Origin of the sequence: Actinocrinis sp. (assembly GCF_035946395.1) — a bacterium.
GTDB lineage: Bacteria > Actinomycetota > Actinomycetes > Streptomycetales > Catenulisporaceae > Actinocrinis.
In genome coordinates this window covers 1-20426 of record NZ_DASYZI010000025.1, presented here as the reverse complement: position 1 = coordinate 20426, position 20426 = coordinate 1, and the positions used below count along the sequence as shown (strand labels likewise).

At 70.6% G+C, this 20426-nt stretch carries 18 protein-coding genes; 5 read left to right on the top strand and 13 right to left on the bottom strand.

The genetic code is table 11. The features are described 5' to 3' along the window. Positions 1 to 645: DUF222 domain-containing protein (locus tag VGS97_RS02025; RefSeq protein ID WP_326851419.1), on the bottom strand; the 645-nt coding region annotated here is incomplete at its 3' end. A gap of 644 nt (positions 646 to 1289) precedes the next feature. On the opposite strand from VGS97_RS02025, the gene dxs reads away from it, so the two are divergent. Further along, the gene (dxs, locus tag VGS97_RS02020; RefSeq protein ID WP_349261946.1) at positions 1290 to 3173 is read left to right on the top strand and encodes a 1-deoxy-D-xylulose-5-phosphate synthase; all 1884 of its coding nucleotides are present in this window, start codon (positions 1290 to 1292) and stop codon (positions 3171 to 3173) included. 153 nt (positions 3174 to 3326) lie between these two features. Further along, on the top strand, positions 3327 to 4865 hold the full coding sequence (locus VGS97_RS02015) for an NAD(P)/FAD-dependent oxidoreductase (RefSeq protein WP_326851417.1): 1539 nt from the start codon (positions 3327 to 3329) through the stop codon (positions 4863 to 4865). 308 nt (positions 4866 to 5173) lie between these two features. Here VGS97_RS02015 and VGS97_RS02010 read toward each other — a convergent pair whose 3' ends face one another. The 6 genes from VGS97_RS02010 to VGS97_RS01985 form a co-directional block, all read right to left on the bottom strand. Continuing rightward, positions 5174 to 7285: a 3-hydroxyacyl-CoA dehydrogenase NAD-binding domain-containing protein gene (locus VGS97_RS02010; protein WP_326851416.1), complete on the bottom strand. Its 2112-nt coding sequence runs from the start codon at positions 7283 to 7285 to the stop codon at positions 5174 to 5176. Further along, complete coding sequence (locus VGS97_RS02005) at positions 7282 to 8502, bottom strand: thiolase family protein (protein WP_326851415.1); 1221 nt, start codon at positions 8500 to 8502, stop codon at positions 7282 to 7284. The genes VGS97_RS02010 and VGS97_RS02005 overlap by 4 nt, the downstream gene beginning before the upstream one ends. Before the next feature lie 88 nt (positions 8503 to 8590). Continuing rightward, positions 8591 to 9841, bottom strand: coding sequence for an HRDC domain-containing protein (locus VGS97_RS02000; protein WP_326851414.1), 1251 nt, complete (start codon positions 9839 to 9841; stop codon positions 8591 to 8593). A 113-nt stretch (positions 9842 to 9954) separates the two neighbouring features. Next, the gene (locus VGS97_RS01995) at positions 9955 to 10662 is read right to left on the bottom strand and encodes a response regulator transcription factor (protein WP_326851413.1); all 708 of its coding nucleotides are present in this window, start codon (positions 10660 to 10662) and stop codon (positions 9955 to 9957) included. A gap of 399 nt (positions 10663 to 11061) precedes the next feature. After that, on the bottom strand, positions 11062 to 11712 hold the full coding sequence (locus VGS97_RS01990) for a DUF3000 domain-containing protein (protein WP_326851412.1): 651 nt from the start codon (positions 11710 to 11712) through the stop codon (positions 11062 to 11064). Positions 11713 to 11895: 183 nt separating this feature from the next. Continuing rightward, positions 11896 to 12060, bottom strand: coding sequence for a hypothetical protein (locus VGS97_RS01985; RefSeq protein ID WP_326851411.1), 165 nt, complete (start codon positions 12058 to 12060; stop codon positions 11896 to 11898). Here VGS97_RS01985 and hemE point away from each other — a divergent pair. Genes hemE through hemQ form a run of 3 tightly spaced genes read left to right on the top strand, consistent with a single transcriptional unit; the run spans position 12059 to position 15236 of the window. Further along, positions 12059 to 13063: a uroporphyrinogen decarboxylase gene (gene hemE, locus VGS97_RS01980; RefSeq protein WP_326851410.1), complete on the top strand. Its 1005-nt coding sequence runs from the start codon at positions 12059 to 12061 to the stop codon at positions 13061 to 13063. The two genes, VGS97_RS01985 and hemE, sit on opposite strands and share 2 nt — an antisense overlap. After that, the gene (gene hemG, locus VGS97_RS01975) at positions 13063 to 14466 is read left to right on the top strand and encodes a protoporphyrinogen oxidase (RefSeq protein WP_326851409.1); all 1404 of its coding nucleotides are present in this window, start codon (positions 13063 to 13065) and stop codon (positions 14464 to 14466) included. The genes hemE and hemG overlap by 1 nt, the downstream gene beginning before the upstream one ends. 56 nt (positions 14467 to 14522) lie before the next feature. Further along, positions 14523 to 15236 (top strand): hydrogen peroxide-dependent heme synthase, encoded by a 714-nt coding sequence (gene hemQ / locus VGS97_RS01970; RefSeq protein WP_326851408.1) that lies wholly within the window; start codon positions 14523 to 14525, stop codon positions 15234 to 15236. Between the two features lie 40 nt (positions 15237 to 15276). Here the strand turns inward: hemQ and VGS97_RS01965 are convergent, their stop codons facing one another. The 6 genes from VGS97_RS01965 to VGS97_RS01940 form a co-directional block, all read right to left on the bottom strand. Continuing rightward, positions 15277 to 16320: an agmatine deiminase family protein gene (locus tag VGS97_RS01965; protein ID WP_326851407.1), complete on the bottom strand. Its 1044-nt coding sequence runs from the start codon at positions 16318 to 16320 to the stop codon at positions 15277 to 15279. A 43-nt stretch (positions 16321 to 16363) separates the two neighbouring features. Continuing rightward, the gene (locus VGS97_RS01960; protein ID WP_326851406.1) at positions 16364 to 18037 is read right to left on the bottom strand and encodes an urease subunit alpha; all 1674 of its coding nucleotides are present in this window, start codon (positions 18035 to 18037) and stop codon (positions 16364 to 16366) included. After that, positions 18034 to 18747: an urease subunit gamma gene (gene ureA, locus VGS97_RS01955; protein WP_326851420.1), complete on the bottom strand. Its 714-nt coding sequence runs from the start codon at positions 18745 to 18747 to the stop codon at positions 18034 to 18036. Before ureA ends, VGS97_RS01960 begins: the two co-directional genes overlap by 4 nt. Positions 18748 to 18865: 118 nt before the next feature. After that, entirely contained in the window at positions 18866 to 19270 is a 405-nt protein-coding gene (locus tag VGS97_RS01950) for an MmcQ/YjbR family DNA-binding protein (RefSeq protein ID WP_326851405.1), read from the bottom strand. A 45-nt stretch (positions 19271 to 19315) separates the two neighbouring features. Then, entirely contained in the window at positions 19316 to 19795 is a 480-nt protein-coding gene (locus VGS97_RS01945; RefSeq protein ID WP_326851404.1) for a DUF4231 domain-containing protein, read from the bottom strand. Positions 19796 to 19864: 69 nt separating this feature from the next. Further along, on the bottom strand, positions 19865 to 20426 hold a 562-nt coding region (locus VGS97_RS01940; protein WP_326851403.1), incomplete at its 5' end, for a GNAT family N-acetyltransferase.

Here is a 20426-nt window from a genome sequence, read left to right as displayed (position 1 = left end):
GCGCATGGCCATCTGCGCCACATCGGCCGCCAGGTAAAAGCTCAACGTGGCCATCCCGTCGTCTTCGGCGCGCAGTTCGACTCGGCGGCGAGCACGCTCGTGACGGTGACGATGGGCAGCGGCGTCCGGGTCGGCGCGCAGCACGGCGCGACGGATGGCTTGGCGGGTGACCGCGGCACTCTGGCCTGCCATCCGGGGTAGGACGCGGGTTTCGACGGCTTGGGCGGCCGAGTCGTCGAGGCCGGCGGTCAGTTGGGTCAGGGCGCGGGCTTGCTCGATAGAGACCTCACCCTGGGAGAGTTGGTGCAGGGTGTTGGGGAACAGGCGGGTGAGGGCTTGGGCGTCGGCCAGCCGGGCCTGGGCGGTGGCGGGGGACCAGGCCAGGGCGGCACACAGCTCGCTTTCCACCAACCACAACCAACCGCCACCCCCACCCCTATCGCCACCGCCACCGCCACCGCCACCGGTTTCCGGCTCGTGACGGGCCAGGGCAGCCAGGCCACGCACCAGCCCGGCGTGCGCGTGACGCAACAGCCGCTCCCACGCGAGCACCGCATCCAGGCAACCAGCCGCCGAGAGATCATCGAACACCAGTTCGTCCAGCGCTCCCGCACTCGGCACCGACCCGGCCAAGCGCGCAGCCATTGCATCCGCATGCGACCGGGCTACGGCAGTGACTACGGTCGCGACTGTAGCCGTGACTGCGGCCGTGACTTCGGGGGCAATCTCAATCGTGTCCATGGCGGGCCTCTCGGGTGTGCCGATGGTATCGGCGCAGGTAGTGGGGCGGTTTCCGATGCCTCCATTCTATTGCCTATGGCTGACATGTGGTGCGGATTTTAGTAAGTCGTATATTCGCTCATATATATGGATGTGGGCGCTTGATCATTGCTTGCCGTGGAACCTGTGCAACTCCCGCGGCTCTCCCGCGGCTCTCCCGCGGCTCTCAGGCTGCTCTCGCTTGGCAGCGTGAAGAACCTGTGGAGAGCTGTGTGAGTGCCCCGGATCATCGACCGCTCGGCGATTAGACTCGGAGCCTCGTCCCATCGGCCGGTTCCTCAGCGGGCGTCGGCGAACAAGGTACGGGACGATGAATTCCGGGCTTCGCCACTCGGGGAACCGTCGAGAGCCACAAGGAGGCACCCGTGTCGCTGCCGGGGAGTTCGAGCACAGCGTCGTCGAACGTGGCGTCGTCGAACACGGCGTCATCTGCGAACACGGAGTTGTCCGGGAACCCGGAGTCGTCTGGGGACACAGTGCCGCCCGGGAAGGTGACGTCGCCCGGGAACATGGCGTCGTCCGCGAACGCGCAGTCGCTGCTCAGTACCGTGCGGGGGCCGCGTGACCTGGATCGGTTCGACCGGGACGCGCTGGCCCGCCTGGCGCGGGAGATCCGCGACTTTCTGATCTCGAACGTCACACGTACCGGCGGCCACCTCGGTCCCAACCTCGGCGTGGTCGAGCTGACGCTCGCGCTGCACAGGGTCTTCGACTCGCCGCGCGACACCATCGTCTGGGACACCGGCCACCAGTCCTATGTGCACAAGATGCTGACCGGGCGTCAGGACTTCAGCAAGCTGCGCCAGGAGGGCGGCGTCTCCGGTTACCCCTCCCGCGCCGAGTCCGAGCACGATGTCGTGGAGAACTCGCACGCGTCCACCGCGCTGTCCTACTGTGACGGCATCGCCAAGGCCTACCAGGTGCGCGGCCAGACCGACCGGCGCGTCATCGGCGTCATCGGGGACGGCGCGCTGACCGGCGGTATGGCCTGGGAGGCGCTCAACAACATCGCCTGCGCGAAGGACCGACCGGTCGTCATCGTCGTCAACGACAACGAGCGTTCGTACACGCCCACCGTCGGCGGACTGGCCGATCACCTTGCCACCCTGCGCACGACGCAGGGCTACGAGAAGTTCCTGGCCTGGGGCAAGCGCACGCTGCCCAAGACTCCCGTCGTCGGCCGCGGAGTGTATGACGCACTGCATGGCATGAAGAAGGGCCTGAAGGACTTCGTCGCGCCGCAGGGCATGTTCGAGGACCTGGGCCTGAAGTACATCGGCCCGATCAACGGGCACGACGTCGAGGAGGTCGAGACCGCGCTGCGCCGCGCCAAGGGCTTCGGCGGGCCGGTCATCGTGCACTGCATCACCCGTAAGGGCGAGGGTTACCAGCCCGCCCTGGACGACGAGGCCGACCACTTCCACGGCATCGGCGTCATCAACCCGGAGACCGGGCTGCCGTACCAGGTGCAGGGCACTTCGTGGACCGACGTGTTCGCCGACGAGATGGTCAAGGTCGGCAACGACCGGCCCGACGTGGTCGGCATCACTGCCGCGATGCTGCACCCGGTCGGCCTGCTTAAGTTCGCCAAGGCCTACCCGGACCGGATCTTCGACGTCGGCATCGCCGAGCAGCATGCCGCGACCTCGGCCGCCGGCCTGGCTTTCGGCGGGATGCACCCGGTGGTGGCCGTCTACGCGACCTTCCTGAACCGCTGCTTCGACCAGGTGCTGATGGACTGCGCGCTGCACCGGGCCGGAGTGACGTTCGTGCTCGACCGGGCCGGAGTCACCGGGGACGACGGCGCGAGCCACAACGGCATGTGGGACATGTCGATCCTCCAGGTCGTGCCTGGCCTGCGCATCGCGGCGCCGCGTGACCCCGGCCAGGTGCGCGCGCAACTGCGCGAAGCGCTCGACGTGAGCGACGCGCCGACCGTGGTGCGCTTCTCCAAGGGCAGCGTCGGGCCGGAGATCGAGGCTGTGGACCGGCGCGGCGCGATGGACGTGCTGCGTGCCCCGAAGAAGCCCGACGTCCTGATCGTCACTGCCGGGCCTATGGCCGCTCAGGGCTTGGCCGCGGCGAAGATCCTGGCCGACGAGGGGATCGAGGCCACCGTCGTCGACCCGCGCTGGGTCAAGCCGCTTGACCCGGCGCTGGTCGAGCTGGCCCGCGACCACCGCGCCGTGGTCACCATCGAGGACAACGGCCGCACTGGCGGCGTCGGCGCCGCGGTCACCCAGTTGCTCCAGGACGAGGGCCTGACCCTGCCGGTCCGGGTGCTCGGCATCCCGCGCGAGTTCCTCGACCACGGCAAGCGTCCGGCCATCCTTGAGCGCCTCGGACTGACCGCCGAAGGGGTCGCCGCCGCCGCGCGCGCCGCGCTGCGTTAGGCCTGCCGAGTTAAGCCTTAAGCCTCAGACAAGGTTGGTTTCACCGGCTTGCACAATGCTGCCGACCGCGCCGCAGCATTCTCGCATTCACGCCCGCCAACGGCCGGTGAACGCTGGTCAGGCGGGTATGTGACGTGCAAAAATTGGCGACTTGTGGACGTCAATCACACACAAACGTCCGATTCGACCGTTTCGGTCGTCATCGGAGCCGGGCCCGCGGGACTCACGGCGGCCTACGACCTGACCAAGCACGGCCTGCCGGTGACGGTCTTCGAGGCCGACGACGTGGTCGGCGGCATCTCGCGGACGGTCGAGCGGGAGGGTTGGCGTTTCGACATCGGGGGGCACCGGTTCTTCACCAAGGTCGCCACGGTCGAGGCGCTCTGGCACGAGATCCTGCCGGACGAGGATTTCCTGCTGCGGCCGCGGATGAGCCGGATCTACTACCGGGGCAAGCTGTTCGACTATCCGCTGAAGGCGGGCAACGCGTTGCGCGGCCTCGGCGTGATCGAGGCGGCGCGCTGCATCGGTTCGTACGCCTGGGCCAGGCTGCGCCCGCCGAAGGACCAGACGCACTTCGAGGCCTGGGTCATCGCGCGCTTCGGCAAGCGGCTGTTCTCCATCTTCTTCAAGACCTACACCGAGAAGGTGTGGGGGATGAAGACCTCCGAGCTGCCGGCCGACTGGGCCGCGCAGCGGATCAAGAATCTGTCGCTGATCGGGGCGATCCGCAACGCGCTGCTGCCGAAGCGCAACCAGAAGGAGATCACCAGCCTCATCGAGGAGTTCCAGTACCCGAAGTTCGGTCCCGGCATGATGTGGGAGCGCTGCACCGAACTGGTGCGCGCCAAGGGCGGCACTGTCGACCTGAGTACCAGCGTCGACGCGGTGCACTGGGAGCCGGGCCGCGGCGCCGTAGCGGTCTCGGTCACCAAGCCGGACAAATCACACGCCCGAGTCGACGCCGGGCACGTCGTCTCCTCGATGCCGATCTCCGCGCTCGTGCGTGTGATGGAGCCGGCCGCCCCGCCCGAGGTGCTGGCGGCCGCGAACGACCTGCGGTACCGCGACTTCCTGACCGTCGCACTCGTCGTGCCGATCGAGGCGGGCTTTCCCGACAACTGGATCTACATCCACACCCCCGGCGTGAACGTCGGCCGGATCCAGAACTTCGGCTCGTGGTCGCCGTTCCTGGTCAAGGAGGGGCGCACCTGCCTCGGCCTGGAGTTCTTCGTCAACGAGGGCGACGAGCTGTGGACGATGGCCGACGAGGACCTGGTACGGCTCGCCACCGCCGAACTGGAGCAACTGGGCCTGGTCGAGCCGGGCCGCGTCGAAGCGGGATACGCGGTGCGGATGCCGAAGGCCTACCCGGTGTACGACGACCGCTACCAGGCGAACCTGGAGGTGATCCGGGCGTGGCTGGCGGCCGAGGTGCCGAACGTGCACCCGGTCGGCCGCAACGGGATGCACCGCTACAACAACCAGGACCACTCGATGCTCACCGCGCTGCTGACGGCCGAGAACATCCGCACCGGTTCGCGGCACGACGTCTGGTCGGTCAACGTCGAGGAGGAGTACCACGAGACCGGCGGCGAGAAGAAGCCCGAGCGCAGTGCCACGCCGCTCGGCACCGGCCGCGACGCGCCGGTGCTGCCGCGGCAGGACACGGACCGGATCTCGGCGGCCTGAGCGGGCCGAGACAGAGCTCGAATGCGACTGCCGTGCGAGCAACCCGTCGTGCCCTTCCGGTCCTGCTGCTGGCGGCAGGCCGACCGTCTACCTCGGCCCCTACAGCACGCTGTCGCAGTGTCTGGCGGTGCGGGCCGAGGCGGGGCCCAACGCCATCACGGCGTGCATCTACTACAGCAGCGACCCGAACGGACCGGATCCGGCCGGTCCCGGCTACTACTTCCAGGCGTACAGCTGATTCCAGGCAAGCATCCGAGCCGGCCCGGCACGCGCTCCACAGGCCGCGTGCCGGGCCGAGCCGGACGCAGTTACGCGGGCAGCGAGGCGAGCCCGACCGGTACGAAGCGGTGACCGGCGACCTTCTCGGAGACCCCGGTGCGGTCCAGGTACGGCGTGATGCCGCCCAGGTGAAATGGCCAGCCCGCGCCGAGGATCATGCACAGGTCGATGTCCTGCGCCTCGGCCACGACGCCGTCCCGCAGCATCAGGTCGATCTCCTCGGCGATCGCGGCGGCGGCGCGGTCCCGGACCTCCTCGGCGGTGGACAGCTTGTCGCCGACCTCAAGCAGCACCACCACGTCCGGATCCAGATCGGTCGTGCCCGGCAGGTAGAACGCCCTCTTGCCCGCCGCGACCAGCCGCTTGACGTTCTCCGACACGCTGAACCGGTCCGGGAACGCCGCGTGCAGTGTCTCGGACACGTGCAGCGCCACGGCCGGGCCGACCAGTTCCATCAGCACCAGCGGTGGCATCGGCAGGCCGAGCGGATCGAGCGCGCCGTCCGCCACGTCCACCGGCGTGCCCTCGTCGAGCACCTCGTTGACCACGCCGAGGAATCGGGTCAGCAGCCGGTTGACCACGAACGCCGGCGCGTCCTTGACGAGCACGCTGGACTTCTTCAGCGCCTTGGCCACCGCGAACGCCGTGGCCAGCGTGGCGTCGTCGGTCTGCCCGGCGCGCACGATCTCCAGCAGCGGGAGCACCGCGACCGGGTTGAAGAAGTGGAAGCCGACCACGCGTTCCGGGTGCGCCAGTCCGGCCGCCATCTCGGTGACCGACAGCGACGAGGTGTTGGTGGCCAGCACGCAGTCCGGCCGCACGACCGCCTCGACCTCGGCGAAGACCGCCTGCTTGACCGACAGCTGCTCGAACACGGCCTCGATCACGAAGTCCGCGTCCGCGAACGCGTCCTTGGTCAGTGAGCCGGAGACCAGGCCCTTGAGCCGGTTGAGCTTGTCGCCGTTCAGCTTGCCCTTGAGCGCCTGGAGGTCCAGCTGTTCGTGCACGTACTTGACGCCCTTGTCGACCCGCTCCTGGTCGATGTCGGTGAGCACCACCGGCACCGTGAGCTGCTGCACGAACAGCAGCGCGAGCTGAGAGGCCATCAGGCCGGCGCCCACGATGCCGACCTTGGTCACCGGCCGGGCCAGCGCCTTGTCCGGCGCGCCGACCGGGCGCTTGGCCCGCTTCTGCACCAGGTTGAACGCGTAGATGCCGCTGCGCAGCTCCTCGCTCATGATCCGGTCGGCCAGTGCCTCGTCCTCGGCGGCGAAGCCCTCGTCACGCGAGGCGGTGCGCGCCTTGGCGATCAGGTCAAGGGCCAGGTACGGCGCCGGGGTCGCGCCGTGCAGCCGTGAGTCGGCGAGCTGCCTGCCGCGCGCGAGCGCTGCGTCCCATTCCTCGTCCGCGAACGTCTTACGCTCGATGACGACCTCTCCGCGCAGCACGCGAGACGCCCACGCGAGCGACTCCTCCAGGAATTCCACCGGCGCGAACATCGCGTCGGCGATGCCGAACTCGTACGCCTTCGGGCCCTTGAGCTGCCGGTTCTGCGAGAGCGGGTTCTCCACGACCACGGTGACGGCCTTGTCCGGGCCGATGAGGCGCGGCAGCAGCTGCGTGCCGCCCCAGCCCGGGATCAGGCCGAGGAAGACCTCCGGCAGCGACAGCGCCGGAACGCCCGCCGAGATCGTGCGGTACGTGCAGTGCAGCGCGATCTCCACGCCGCCGCCCATCGCCGCGCCGTTGACGAACGCGAAGGTGGGCACCGGCAGCTCGCCGAGGCGGCGGAAGACGTCGTGGCCCTGCTTGCCGATGGCGTAGGCCTGCTCGCGTCCGGTCACCGCCTCGACGCCCTTGAGGTCGGCGCCGACGGCGAAGATGAACGGCTTGCCGGTGACCCCGGCCGCGACGATCTCGCCCGACTCGGCGAGCCCGGCGATCCGGTCCAGCGCCGCGCCGATGTTCTGCAAGCCGCGCGGGCCGAAGGTGGTCGGCTTGGTGTGGTCGAAGCCGTTGTCCAGGGTGATCAGGGCGAGCCTGCCCGCCCCGCCCGGCAGGTCCACGACCCGCACCGGGGCGGAGGTGACCACCTCGTCGGGGAAGACCTCGGCAGCCTGTGCAGTCAGCTCGCCGCTCACTCGCCCACTCCTTCGAAGTGCGGGTTCTCCCAGATCACGGTGCCGCCCATGCCGATCCCGATGCACATGGTGGTGATGCCGTAACGCACCTCGGGGTGCTCCTCGAACTGCCGGGCCAGTTGGGCCATCAGCCGCACGCCGGAGGCGGCCAGCGGGTGGCCGAACGCGATGGCGCCGCCGTACTGGTTGACCCGCGGATCGTCGTCGGCGAGGCCGTAGTGGTCCAGGAAGGCCAGCACCTGCACCGCGAAGGCCTCGTTGATCTCGAACAGGCCGATCTGATCGATCGTCAGCCCGGCCGAGGCCAGCGCCTTCTCGGTGGCCGGGATCGGGCCGTAGCCCATGACCTCCGGCTCGACCCCGGCGAAGGCGAAGGAGACCAGCCGCATCCTGACCGGCAGGCCGAGCTCCCGGGCCACGTCCTCGGCGGCGATGATCGAGGCGGTCGCCCCGTCGTTCAGGCCCGCGGCGTTGCCCGCGGTCACCCGGCCGTGCACCCGGAACGAGGTCTTGAGCCCGGCCAGTGCCTCAAGGGTGGTGCCCGGGCGCGGTGGCTCGTCCACGGTGGCCAGGCCCCAGCCCGCGGCGCTCTGCGACGCGAGCGAGTTGCGGGTGGCGATCGGCACCAGGTCCGGCTGGATCTTGCCGTCGGCGTAGGCCTTGGCCACCTTGAGCTGCGAGTTGAACGCGTAGGCGTCGGCGCGCTCGCGGGTGATGGCCGGGAAGCGGTCGTGCAGGTTCTCCGCGGTCGAGCCCATGACCAGCGCGGACTCGTCCACGATCTTCTCGGAGACGAAGCGCGGGTTCGGATCCATGGCCTCGCCCATCGGGTGGCGGCCCATGTGCTCGACACCGCCGGCGATCGCCACGTCGACGGCGCCGAGCGCGATGCTGCCGGCCACGTTGGTCACCGCGGTCATCGCCCCGGCGCACATGCGGTCGATCGAGTATCCGGGCACGCTCTTGGGCAGCCCGGCCAGCAGCACGGCGGTGCGGCCGAGGGTCACGCCCTGGTCGCCGATCTGGGTGGTCGCCGCGACGGCGACGTCGCCGATGCGCTCCGGCGGCAGTTCGGGGTGGCGCCGCACCAGCTCCCGGATGCACTTGATGATCAGGTCGTCGGCGCGGGTCTCGGCGTAGATGCCCTTGGGGCCCGCCTTGCCGAACGGGGTGCGGACGCCGTCCACGAAGACGACGTCGCGAGCGGTACGAGGCACAGGGCTCTCCTCCGTATGCAGCGACACTGGCTCGTTCTGCGGCCATGCTACCCGCCGGTAACAAGAAGTGGTACCCAAGTCCCGCCCGTCAAAGAGCAGCCGGCCTTCCCGCCTCACGCCGCAATGCCGATGCGATCACATGCGCCGTCAGCTCGACCTGCCACAGTCGCGCGCCGCTCACCCGCAGCGTCTCCGCGACGGTGTCGTCGTCCAGCTGAGCCGGTGGAGACCAGCACAGCCGGCGCAGCAGATCGGGCGAGAGCAGGTTCTCCACCGGGATCAGGTGCTCGTCGGCGATCGCGGCCACGGCCGGCCGGGCGGCGGCCAGACGTGCTGCGGCTTCTGGCGCGCTGCGCTCCCAGGCCTTGGCCGGAGGCGGGCCGTCGTGCGGTGGCTGCGAGGCGGGTAGCTGGTCCTCCGGTAGTTGCAGCGCGGCGCGCAGCGCAGCGTGGTACCCGACCGCGTCAGCGGAGCGCGTGCGGCCGGAGAAGCCCGGCACCCCGCGCAGCAGTTGCACGGTAGTCGGCAGCGAGACCGCGGACTCGATGATGGCGGCGTCCGGCAGTACCCGGCCCGGCGTCATGTCTCTTCTGCGCGCGAGCATGTCGCGGTGCTCCCACAGCGCGCGTACGACGGCGAGGTTGCGCGGCTTGCGTACCTTGTGGATGCCGGAGGTGCGCCGCCACGGCTCCGCACGCGGCGGATGCGGCACGGCGGCGAGCTCGGCGCTGAACTCCTGCTCGGCCCAGCTGAGCTTGCCCTGCGCCACGAGATCGCGGTACACCGCGTCGCGCAGATCGACGAGCAGTTCGACGTCGAGCGCGGCGTAACGCAGCCACGGCTCGGGCAGCGGCCGGGTCGACCAGTCGTCGGCGGAATGGCCCTTCTCCAGCGAGTAGCCCAGCAGTTCCTCGACCATCGGGCCGAGGCCGACGCGCGGGTATCCGGCCAGTCGCCCGCCGAGTTCTGTGTCGAAGACGCGCGGCGGGTTGAGCCCGACCTCGCGCAGGCAGGCCAGGTCCTGGGTGGCCGCGTGCAGCACCCACTCGGTGTCCGCGAGCGCCGCGGCGAGCGGGGCGAGATCCGGGCAGGCGATCGGGTCGATCAGCGCCGTGCCCGCGCCCTCGCGCCGCAGCTGCACGAGGTAGGCGCGCTGGCTGTACCGGTAACCCGAGGCCCGCTCGGCATCCACCGCGACCGGGCCGCTGCCCGCCGCGAACGCCGACACCGTCGCCGCGAGTGCCGCAGCGTCTGTGATGACGTCCGGCACGCCGTCGCGCGGCGCGAGGAGGGGCACGGCGGAGGGGTTCGGCGGCTGCTCGCGGGCGTCAACGGTCACGTCCCTTACCGTAACGCGCGAAGGCTCCGCTCAGCGCGAACGAGGCACGGGAGGCCGACATTGGCATACTTGCGGCCGACGCCGCGAGCCCGGCTTCCCGCGCCTCGTCCCCTTCAGGCGATGATGCCGCCGCGCATCGCCACGGCGACCATGCCGGCCCGGTCGCCGGTGCCCAGCTTGCGGGCGATCCGGGCCAGGTGGCTCTTGACGGTCAGCGCGGACAGGCCCATCGTCTGCCCGATCGCCTTGTTCGAGCGGCCGTCCGCGACCAGCCGCAGCACTTCGATCTCGCGGGCCGACAGTTCGCGGCAGCCCGCGTTCATCGTGTTCGGTAGGGTGCCCGCGGCCAGGGCCGCGGCTGTTCCGGCCGCGCCGCTCATGGCGTGGAGCCGCCGCTCGCGCAGATGCGGCGGGAGTCCGGACACGCTGCCGAATCCCGGCCTGGCCTGCGGCAGGGTGCGCGCGCCTGTCACGACGTAGCCGCGCACGCCCGAAGCCAGCGCGGCGCGTACCGCGTTGGTGTCGTCGGCTGTGGAGATGGCTACGGCGCTGCTCCAGCCGGCTGTGCGCATCTCGGCGAGCAGGGCCAGGCCCGGCCCGTCCGGCAGGTGCACGTCCACCACCGCGATGTCGCGCGGGGTCGCCATTCTGGTTCTGGCCTCCGCGATGTTCGAGGCTTCGACGACGTCGCGGACGCCGAGCGCCCACAGATGCCGGGTGACGGAAGTGCGCACCCGCAGATCGTGAACGACGACCATGGCCGTGAGCTTTGCCGGCCGGTAAGCCAGCAGGCTCGCTGTGTGATCGACGAGTACCGACACCAGGCCTCCCGGTGCTGGAAAGGGGTCGGCCGCTGATGTCCCGGCCGAGCTTGGGTTGGGCGCTACGTGGGAGAAATCGGCAATGTGGGTGGCGACCTTTAGCGTGACGGCCGTCCGGGTCGGCCCGACAAAAGGCAGATCGCGGCCGGATTCACTCCTGGCTCCCACCCGGACGCAGGCGGCGGCGGTGCGCCGACGTCCCGGCTCCGGGCGGGCCCCTTCCCCTGAGTGGTCCAGCAAACCCACGATGACCAGCGTTGATTACCACGTGTCAGTAAGGCGCCGCACCGCCCTGACAAAGGGTGGACTTCGAACCTACCCACTCCGGCATCCAGGTAATCATGTTTCGATATTCACCTGTATGGACGTATGGACCTCAGTTGTCCAACCATGTCCCGGTCAGCGCGCGGTCGGCAGCACGGTGACCCCGGCGACGAGCGGCGGCAGCCCGGCGGCCGCGGCCAGCAGATCCAGCCAGGCGCGGAAGTGCGCGGTGAACGCGGCCTGTGCCTCTTCGGCGGTCCACTCGCCGCGCGGGTCGGCCGGCAGCGGGGTCCAGGACGCGCGCAGTTCGACCGAGGTGCTGGCCGGGCGCTCGGCCAGTTCGCCGAAGCTGGTCGAGGCGCAGCGCGAGACCGTGCCGCCGAGCACCGAGTGCCGGGCGCCCTGCTGGTCGAGCGCCTCAGTGAGCCAGGACCACACGACGTCCGGCAGCAGCGGGTCCTCGGCGATCTCCGACTCCAGGTCCGCCTGCGCGAGGGTCACGCAACGGAACACGCCCCGCCACTCGTCGAGGCCGTCGGGCTCGTAGAGCGCGACGAATCGGCCGGAGGCGACCTCGTCGCCGTCGGCGTCGGCCACGGCCACCGACACGGCGTGGCTGAACGACGCGAGCCGGCGCGGCGGCGGCAGCGGTTCGACCTCCAGTTCGGGACGCAGCCGCGCCATCGCGATCCCGGCCACCGCCCGGTCAAACAGCGGCGGCACCGTCGCCTCGGGCTGGGGCTCGGCGGTGCGGAACCCGCGGTGTCCGCGGTGCGGATCGGCCATGACGGCAGCGTACGTCTGGAGCGGGCGGGTTGGCTGTGCGCCGCGCCAGTGCTTCGAGTGCGACCTGTGAAAGTCATCACAAAATGAACGCGTACGGAAAACCCGGGTACCGCGCAGGAAGGCGGCGGTGCCGTGCGAGGATCGACCTGTGAGTGGTGCGCATCCGGTCCGAATGGGGCCGAGTCAGGTTGAGGCGGCGGCAGTGGTTCCAGGGGTGGTTCCAGGGGTGGTTTCGAGCACAGTGGTTTCGAACGCGGTGGTTTCAAGCACAGGGGTTTCAGGCACGGCGGCGGCGAGTGCGGCGAGTGCGGCGAGTTCGAACGCGTCGACATCGGACTCTGTCTTCATGCGGGCCTGCCGCCGCGAGCCGGTCGAGCACACCCCGGTGTGGTTCATGCGCCAGGCCGGCCGCGCCCTGCCCGAATACCGCAAGGCGCGCGAGGGCATGCCGATGCTGACTTCGTGCACGATCCCGGAACTGGTCGCCGAGATCACGCTCCAGCCGGTGCGGCGCTACGGGGTGGACGCCGCGATCTTCTTCAGTGACATCGTGCTGCCGCTCAAGGCGATCGGCCTCGGCCTGGAGATCAAGCCCGGCGTCGGACCGGTGATCGAGCAGCCGGTGCGCACCGAGGCGGACCTCGGCCGGCTGCGCGTGCCGGACCCGGGGGAGCTGTCCTTCATCGCCGAGGCCGTGCGAATACTGACCGCCGAACTCGGCCCTACCCCGCTGATCGGCTTCGGCGGCGCGCCGTTCACCCTCGCCAGCTATCTGATCGAGGGCGGGCCCTCGCGCAACTACGAGCAGACCAAGGCGATGATGTACGGCGCGCCCGACCTGTTCGACGCGCTGCTCGACCGGCTCGCCGACATCACCGCGGCCTTCCTGCGCGTGCAGCTGGGCGCGGGGGCGAGCGCGGTGCAGCTGTTCGACTCCTGGGCCGGCGCCCTGGCCCCGGCCGACTACCGCCGCCACGTCATGCCCGCCTCGGCGAAGGTGCTCGGCGCCGTCGCCGGATTCGGCGCGCCGCGCATCCACTTCGGCGTCGGCACCGGGGAACTGCTCGCGCTGATGGGCGCGGCCGGGGCCGACGTGGTCGGGGTGGACTGGCGCGTCCCGCTCGACGAGGCCGCGCGGCGGGTCGGGCCCGGAAAGGCGCTGCAAGGCAACCTGGACCCGTCGGTCGTCTTCGCCCCCTGGGACGCGGTCGAGGCCGCGACGCGCAGGGTGCTGCACGACGCGGCGGGGCTGGACGGGCACGTCTTCAACCTCGGCCACGGCGTCGCGCCGCAGACCAACCCGGATGTACTCACCCGGATCGTCGAACTCGTGCATGAGGCGAGCTCCTGATGGGTCCGTCCCGGCTGGCCGTCATCGGCGGCGGGATCACCGGAGTGGCCGCGGCGCAGCACGCCGCGCGCGCCGGACTGCGGGTGACTCTGCTCGAAGCCGCGGGGACCCTCGGCGGCAAGCTCGCGCTCGGCGGCGTCGCGGGCGTGACGGTCGACCTCGGCGCCGAGGCGATCCTCGCCCGGCGGCCCGAGGGAACCGCCCTGGCCGAGGAGGCCGGGCTCGGCGACGACGTGGTCCATCCGGCCACGACCGCCGCGGGGATCTTCAGCCGCGGCGAGCTGCACCCGCTGCCCGGCGGTCAGCTGATGGGCGTGCCGGGCGACCTGCGCGCGCTGGCCGCGAGCGGTCTACTGAGCGCCGCCGCCCTCACGCGTGTGCGAGCCGACCGGCTGCTGCCGCGCACTCCGGTCGAGGGCGACGTCGCGATCGGCGAGTACGTCGGCCGCCGGCTCGGCCGCGACGTGGTGGACCGGCTCGTCGAACCCTTGCTCGGCGGCGTCTACGCCGGCCACGCCGACCGGCTCTCGCTCGCCGCGACGGTGCCGCAACTGGTGCCGCTCGCAGCCGCCGGCACCTCGCTGATCAACGGCGTGCGGGAACTGCTCGCCCGATCCGGCGGCGGTACCGGCGCCGGCGGTCCGGTGTTCGCTGGGATCCGCGGCGGTGTCGGCCGGCTGCCGATCGCCGCCGCCGCCGACGCGGTGAAACACGGCGCGGACATCCGGACCGGTGTCGGCGTCAGCACCCTCGCGAAAACCACGGCGGGCTGGCGGCTGGAGCTGACCGACGGCACCGCGATCGACGCCGACGCGGTGGTACTCGCCGTCCCCGCGCCCGCCGCGGCGGCCCTGCTCTCCGCGCACGCACGTGCCGCCGCGACGCTGCTCGCCGAGATCGAGTACGCGTCGATGGCCATCGTCACCTTCGCGTTCCCTGCCGCGGCGATCGGCGCGGACGGCCTGCCCGGCTCGGGCTTCCTGGTCCCGCCGGCGGACGGCCGTGCGATCAAGGCCTCGACTTTCTCCAGCGCCAAGTGGCCGTGGCTCGCGCACGCCGCGGGCAACCTGGTGATCCTGCGCGCCTCGCTCGGCCGGCACGGCGAGGAGCGCGACCTGGAACGTGACGACGCGGACCTGGCCAAAGCGGCGCTCGCCGACCTCGCCGACGCGATCGGCCTGTCGGCCACGCCCGTCGACACGCACGTGCAGCGCTGGCTCGGCGCGCTGCCGCAGTACGCGGTCGGGCACCTCGACCGGGTTGCACGCGTTCGCGCTGCGTTGCCCGGCGGCGTCGCGGTCGCGGGCGCGGCCTACGACGGTGTCGGCATCCCGGCGTGCATAGCCTCCGCGCGCAGGGCCGTCACAGCTGTCACAGCCGTAACCGAGTCCGCGCCACAATAGAGGCAGCGAAACAGGAGCAGGGGCACGGGACGCACCGAGGAAGGAACCGACCAGCCATGACCGACGCAGGGAGTGGGCCGTTCAGCCGCAAGGCGCGCGAGCTGAACGAGATGATCCGCTATACGGCGTGGTCCGTGTTCCGCGCTGCCGTGCCGCTGCCCGAGAGCGGCCGGGCCGCGTACAGCCAGGAGGTCGAGGAACTCTACGCGGGCCTCGCCGAGAAAGATGTCGTCGTGCGCGGCACATACGAGGTCTCCGGCCTGCGCGCCGACGCGGACCTGATGATCTGGTGGCACGCGGAGTCCGCGGAAGCGATTCAGGACGCTTACTCGCGCTTCCGCAAGACCGCGCTGGGCCGCGCGTGCGAGCCGGTGTGGTCGAACATGGCGCTGCACCGCCCGGCCGAGTTCAACAAGAGCCACATCCCGGCGTACCTGGCGGGCGAGGCCCCCAAGGCGTGGGCCGCGGTCTACCCGTTCGTGCGCTCCTACGAGTGGTACCTGCTGCCCGACGCCGAGCGCCGCCGCCTGCTGGCCGAACACGGCCAGATGTCCCGCGAGTACCCCGACGTACGTGCCAACACCGTCCCCGCGTTCGCGCTCGGCGACTACGAGTGGCTGCTCGCCTTCGAGGCCGACGAACTGCACCGGATCGTGGACCTGATGCGGCACCTGCGCGGCTCGGAGACGCGCCGTCACGTACGCGAGGAAGTGCCCTTCTTCACCGGCCGCCGCCGCTCGGTCGCCGAGATCATCGAGGCGCTTCCGTAGGTCACACTGTCACACTGCCGTAGCTCACACCGTGTCGGCGTCAGATCCTGGGCTGCTGCTGGGTGATGCAGTGGATGCCGCCGCCGCGGGCGAAGATCGGGCGGGCGTCCACGATCTCGACCTTCCGCTCGGGCAGCAGCTTGGCGAGGATGTCGGCGGCCTGTTCGTCGCGCGGGTCGTCGAAGCCGCACAGCAGGGTCAGGCCGTTGGCGAGATAGTGGTTGACGTACGAGTAGTCCACCGGTTCGCCGTCCTCTTCGAGGATCGTCGGTGCGGGCAGCTCGACCACTTCCAGCCGGCGGCCGGTGGCGTCGGTGGACGCGCGCAGCAGCGCCGCGTTCTCCCGGCAGACCTCGTAGTCGGGGTGCGCCGGGTCCGGCTGCGTGTGCACGACCACGACGCCCGGCTTGACGAACGCCGCCACGATGTCGACGTGGCCGCGCGTGCCGAGCTCGCCGTAGTCGCGGGTCAGGCCGCGCGGCAGCCAGATCACCTTGCGCGCGCCGAGGAAGCCGCGCAGCTGCGCCTCGACCTGCTCGCGCGTCCAACCCGGGTTGCGGCCGGGGTCGAGTTGCACGGTCTCGGTGACCAGCACCGTGCCCGCGCCGTCCACGTGGATTCCGCCGCCCTCGTTGACCATCGGCGACGCGAACCGGCGCGCGCCGGCCAGTTCTGCCACGGTCTCGGCGATCTCGGCGTCCTTGTCCCAGGCCGCCCAGGGCTGCGCGCCCCAGCCGTTGAAGATCCAGTCCGCGGCGGCCAGCCCCGCAGGCTTGCCGTCGGACGCGTTGCGGGTGAGGAACGTCGGGCCGATGTCACGCATCCAGGCATCATCGAGCGGCCGCTCGACCACTGTGACGGCCGGGTCGAGCCATTCGTGCGCCGAGGTCGTGGCGGCCGGGTCGACGATCATCGTCACCGGCTCGTGGCGCACGATCGCGTTCGCGACCTGCGACCAGGTGCGGTACGCCTCGGCCGGGTCGTCGCCGAGCGTGTAGCCCTCGGTTGGCCAGGCCATCCAGGTGCGCTCGTGCGGCTGCCATTCGGCCGGCATGGCGTATCCGTGCTCTGCGGGTGTGGTCATGGCTCGCGCGGGCTCCTCGCGGACGTCACAGGCGTCACAAATGTCACAGGAAGTACAGCCGGGAGAGCGGGACGGTGTCGGCGGGCGTCGACTCGATCGGCTCGCCGTCGAGGGTGACCAGTCCGGTCGCCGCAGTGACGCGGACCGCCCCCATGCGGCTGTTGCGGACCATCGCGCCCGGTCCGATCCCGCGTGTGCCGCGCACCGCGACCCGCCGACGCCGCGTCGTCATCCGGTCCTGCGTCACGGCTGCTTGCGCGACGAACGCGACGGACAACTCCGCGGCGGTCGCCCCGTGCCCGCCGAACTGCGGGCCGTAGACCAGCGGCTCACACCGGTCGGTCGACGCGTTCGGGTCGCCGACCACGCCGTACGCAGGGAAGCCCGCCTTGAGCACGAGGTACGGTTTCGCGCCGAACCGCGCGGCGTCCCACAGCACGATGTCGGCCAGCTTGCCCGGTTCGAGCGTGCCGATCTCGTGCGCCAGGCCGTGTGCGATCGCGGGATTGACCGTGAGCTTGGCGATGTAGCGCAGGACCCTGTCGTTGTCGTGTCTTTCGTGTTCCGCGCCGCGCTCGGCCTTCATCTTGTCGGCGACCGCGAAGGTACGCCGGACCGTCTCCCCGGCGCGGCCCATGCCCTGCGCGTCGGACGAGGTGATCGGGATGACCCCGAGGTCGTGCAGCACGTCCTCGGCGCCCATCGTCCCGGCCCTGATCCGGTCGCGGGCCAGCGCCGCGTCGCCGGGCAGGTCGGTCTTCAGGCCGTGCGCCGAGACGATCATGCCGAAGTGCTCGCCGAGCGCGTCTCGCCCGAACGGCAGCGTGGGATTGGTGGACGAGCCGATCACGTTCGGCTCACCGGCCAACCGCAGCACGTTCGGCACGTGCCCGCCGCCGCAGCCCTCGATGTGGAACGCGTGGATGGTGCGGCCTTCGAGCACGGACAGCGTGTCCTCGACGCCGAGCGACTCGTTCAGTCCGTCCGTGTGCAGCGCGACCTGCACGTCGTACTCCTCGGCGACGCGCAGCGCCGTGTCGAGCGCTCGCGCGTGCGCGCCCATGTCCTCGTGCACCTTGAATCCGGACGCGCCGCCTTCCGCCAGCGCCTCGATCAGCGGCGCCGGATCAGAGGACGAACCCCGCGCCAGGAAACCGATGTTGACCGGCCACGCGTCGAAGGCGTCGAATGCGTGCCGCAGTGCCCACGGCGAGTTCACGCCGACGCCCCACACCGGCCCGAACTCCTGGCCGATGATCGTGGTCACCCCCGAAGCGAGCGAGGCCTCCATGATGCGCGGCGAGAGCAGGTGCACGTGGGTGTCGATCGCTCCGGCCGTCGCGATCATCCCCTCACCCGACACGATGGCCGTGCCGGTGCCGACCACCACGTCCACGCCGTCGAGGGTGTCCGGGTTCCCGGCGCGCCCGATCGCGTGAATCCGGCCGCCGCGCACGCCGATCGACGCCTTGCGGATCCCGAGCACCGCGTCGACGATCACCACGTTGCTGATCACGAGGTCGCAGGTCTGCGCGACCGACGCGGCCTTCAGGTGCATCCCGTCGCGTGCCGTCTTGCCGAACCCGGCGAGGAACTCGTCGCCCGGCGCCTGCGAGTCGTGTTCGACCTCGATGACCAGGTTCGTGTCGCCGAGCCGGATCCGGTCGCCCGCCCGAGCGCCGTGTACGGACACGTAGTCGTGCGCGTCCAGGCTCATCGCAGCTCCATCTCGTAACCCTCCGCCTTCGCGCGGGCGATGGCGGTCTCACGCGCGCCGGGTGCGTCCAGCGGACCGTCCACCAGCCCGGAGAAGCCGATCGCGATGCGCGCACCGCCGATCGGCACCAACGCCACGTCGACGACGGCGCCGGGCTCGAAGCGGGTCGAGGAGCCGGCCGGGATGTTCAGCCGCAGGCCGTAGCCGGCGGCGCGGTCGAAGGCCAGCCGCCGGTTGACCTCGAAGAAGTGGAAATGGCTGGTGACCGAGATCGGGACGTCACCGGTGTTGCGCACGCGAAGCGAAACGGGCTGTCGTTTGTGTTCGTGGCGTGCCTGGCCCTGCGCGTCCTGCGCTTCCTCGCGGGGCAGGATCGCGCCCGGCGCGCGTCCGGCGAGCGAACCCGCGCCCTGGAACGGATCGGTGACGACCGCCAGCCGGGTGCCGTCATCGAAGACCGCCTCGACCTGGATCTCGGTGACGATGTCCGGTACGCCGGGCAGTACTTCCGCAGCCGACAGCACGGTGCGCCCCGCCTCGATCGCCTCAGAGAGCCGTAGGCCGTCGCGCGCCGCCTCGCAGACGGTGTCGGCGATCAGCGCGGTCGACTCCGGCACGTTCAGCAGCAGCCCGCGGGCGAGTCTGGTCCGGGCCAGCTGCGCCGCGTTGAACAGCAGCAGACGGTCTCGTTCCGTCGGCGTGAGGCGCATGCTCATCAGCCAAGCGCATAGCCGCCCCTATCGCAAAGGATCAGCGGGGGTCAAGCTGTGGCCGATTCACCCGTCCGCCTGGCTAGCTGCAAAGGCCTACGGCCGACTGTCACGGCTGTCAGAGGGGATGCTCGGCGAGGTACCGCTTCACGGCGCTCTTGGCCGCCCGGCACAGCCAGGCCTCGACCACCAGTTCCTCCAGCGCGGCGACGTCGATCCGGTCCAGGCGCACCAGCACTGCCGGGTAGCCGCCGAAGTGCGGGATCGTGAAGTACACGTCCGGGTCCGAGGCGAGTACCGCATCCTTGGCGCCGAGGTCGGGCACACGTACGCCGAGGATCGGCCCGTCCGGCGCCGCGTCGCCGAGCTGCTCACGGTCGCGCTTGCCCAGCGGCCGTTCCCAGACGAAGAGCTTGCCGGACTCGCGGTGTTTCACCCGCCAGCCGAGCGATCCCCAACTCGTGCGCTCGAAGGTTTCCGGCAGCCCCAGCGCGATACGCCGCACGTCCTCCCACGTTGCCATGGTCGCCGCCTCTTCGCTCGGTCCCGTTCGACCGAGCCTACGAGATCAGGCCTTGTCGAGCGAGATCGGCGCGGCGTGATCGTGCGGAACCTCACCCGCGGCGCGTTTGCGCTGCTGCACCGCCCACTGGCTGTTCTCCTCCGCGCAGATGGCGATGACCTGCTCCATCAGCGCGCGCTGAGCGGCGGCGTCCCGCTCGTCCTCCGCAACGAGTTGGTAACGCACGACGGCGTGTTCGATGGCCACTCGCGTCCGGCTGGCACGCACCCAGTTCTCGTTGGGCCCGAACACCTGCCTGAATCCGGTCAGGAACAGGGTGACTGCCGCGATCGTCGCGGTGACGACCGCGGACGCGTGCAGCGCGGCCACGACGACGGTCGCCGCAGTCGTCAGCAGGACCGTGATCTCGCCGGCCTGGTGGAAGAAGCGGGCACGGCTTCCGGTGCGTTTGTACCAGGCCAGCTGCCGCAGCGCGTAGCTCAGCGCGGGGTCGCTCTTCGAGGTCTGAGTGGGAATCGTGGCCACGGCGTCAAGTGTGGCTGAAGTCTCGCGTCGGTCCCACGGTCTCGGGTGGATCCGAATGTCCGCCCGCTGTCAGAACAGGTAGCCGAGCAGGTCGACGGTGCCCGGATTCCAGGGTTCTTCGTTGAGCGTCTTCACCATCAACTCGGCTACGGGCCGTTCGGCGAGGCCGATGCCTTCGTGCTCGTTCACCATGAGCCATCTCACCACGGCCGGGGCCTGGCGGTACCCGGCTGCCAGATAGAGCCGCGGATCGTCCGCGAACAGGAGCACGGCATCGAGCGCACAGCGGCGGCCGAGTTGCTCGATCTCCTCAAGCAGGCGGCGCGCGTGCCCATGGGAGCGGGCCGAGGCCACGACACACAGGTCGACGATGCCGAAGATCCGCAGCACCGAGCCCCCGTTGTTGATCACGCGATGGTCAACGGCCATGTGCGCCACCAGCCGCCCGCCGCTGCGCCCCAGGTATCGGAAGTGCGGCACTTGCTTGAAGTAGCTGCGAGCCGGATACCCCGGGAAGCATTCGTCGAGAACCGCGTGGATCTCTCTGCGCATCGTGGGAGTGATCGCATACTCGGCGTGCATTTCGATGTCCATCTGATCCCCAAGACTCGATGCAGCGGCATTGTCGGGC

Bases quoted from the DNA above. Each gene is read 5' to 3' on its own strand.
- VGS97_RS01960 (WP_326851406.1), bottom strand. From the start codon at position 18,037: ATGAGCCTGGACGCGCACGACTACGTGTCCGTACACGGCGCTCGGGCG.
- hemG (WP_326851409.1), top strand. From the start codon at position 13,063: ATGGGTCCGTCCCGGCTGGCCGTCATCGGCGGCGGGATCACCGGAGTG.
- hemQ (WP_326851408.1), top strand. From the start codon at position 14,523: ATGACCGACGCAGGGAGTGGGCCGTTCAGCCGCAAGGCGCGCGAGCTG.
- VGS97_RS01985 (WP_326851411.1), bottom strand. From the start codon at position 12,060: ATGAAGACAGAGTCCGATGTCGACGCGTTCGAACTCGCCGCACTCGCC.
- VGS97_RS01990 (WP_326851412.1), bottom strand. From the start codon at position 11,712: ATGGCCGATCCGCACCGCGGACACCGCGGGTTCCGCACCGCCGAGCCC.
- dxs (WP_349261946.1), top strand. From the start codon at position 1,290: ATGGCGTCGTCCGCGAACGCGCAGTCGCTGCTCAGTACCGTGCGGGGG.
- ureA (WP_326851420.1), bottom strand. From the start codon at position 18,747: ATGCGCCTCACGCCGACGGAACGAGACCGTCTGCTGCTGTTCAACGCG.
- hemE (WP_326851410.1), top strand. From the start codon at position 12,059: ATGCGGGCCTGCCGCCGCGAGCCGGTCGAGCACACCCCGGTGTGGTTC.
- VGS97_RS01950 (WP_326851405.1), bottom strand. From the start codon at position 19,270: ATGGCAACGTGGGAGGACGTGCGGCGTATCGCGCTGGGGCTGCCGGAA.
- VGS97_RS01965 (WP_326851407.1), bottom strand. From the start codon at position 16,320: ATGACCACACCCGCAGAGCACGGATACGCCATGCCGGCCGAATGGCAG.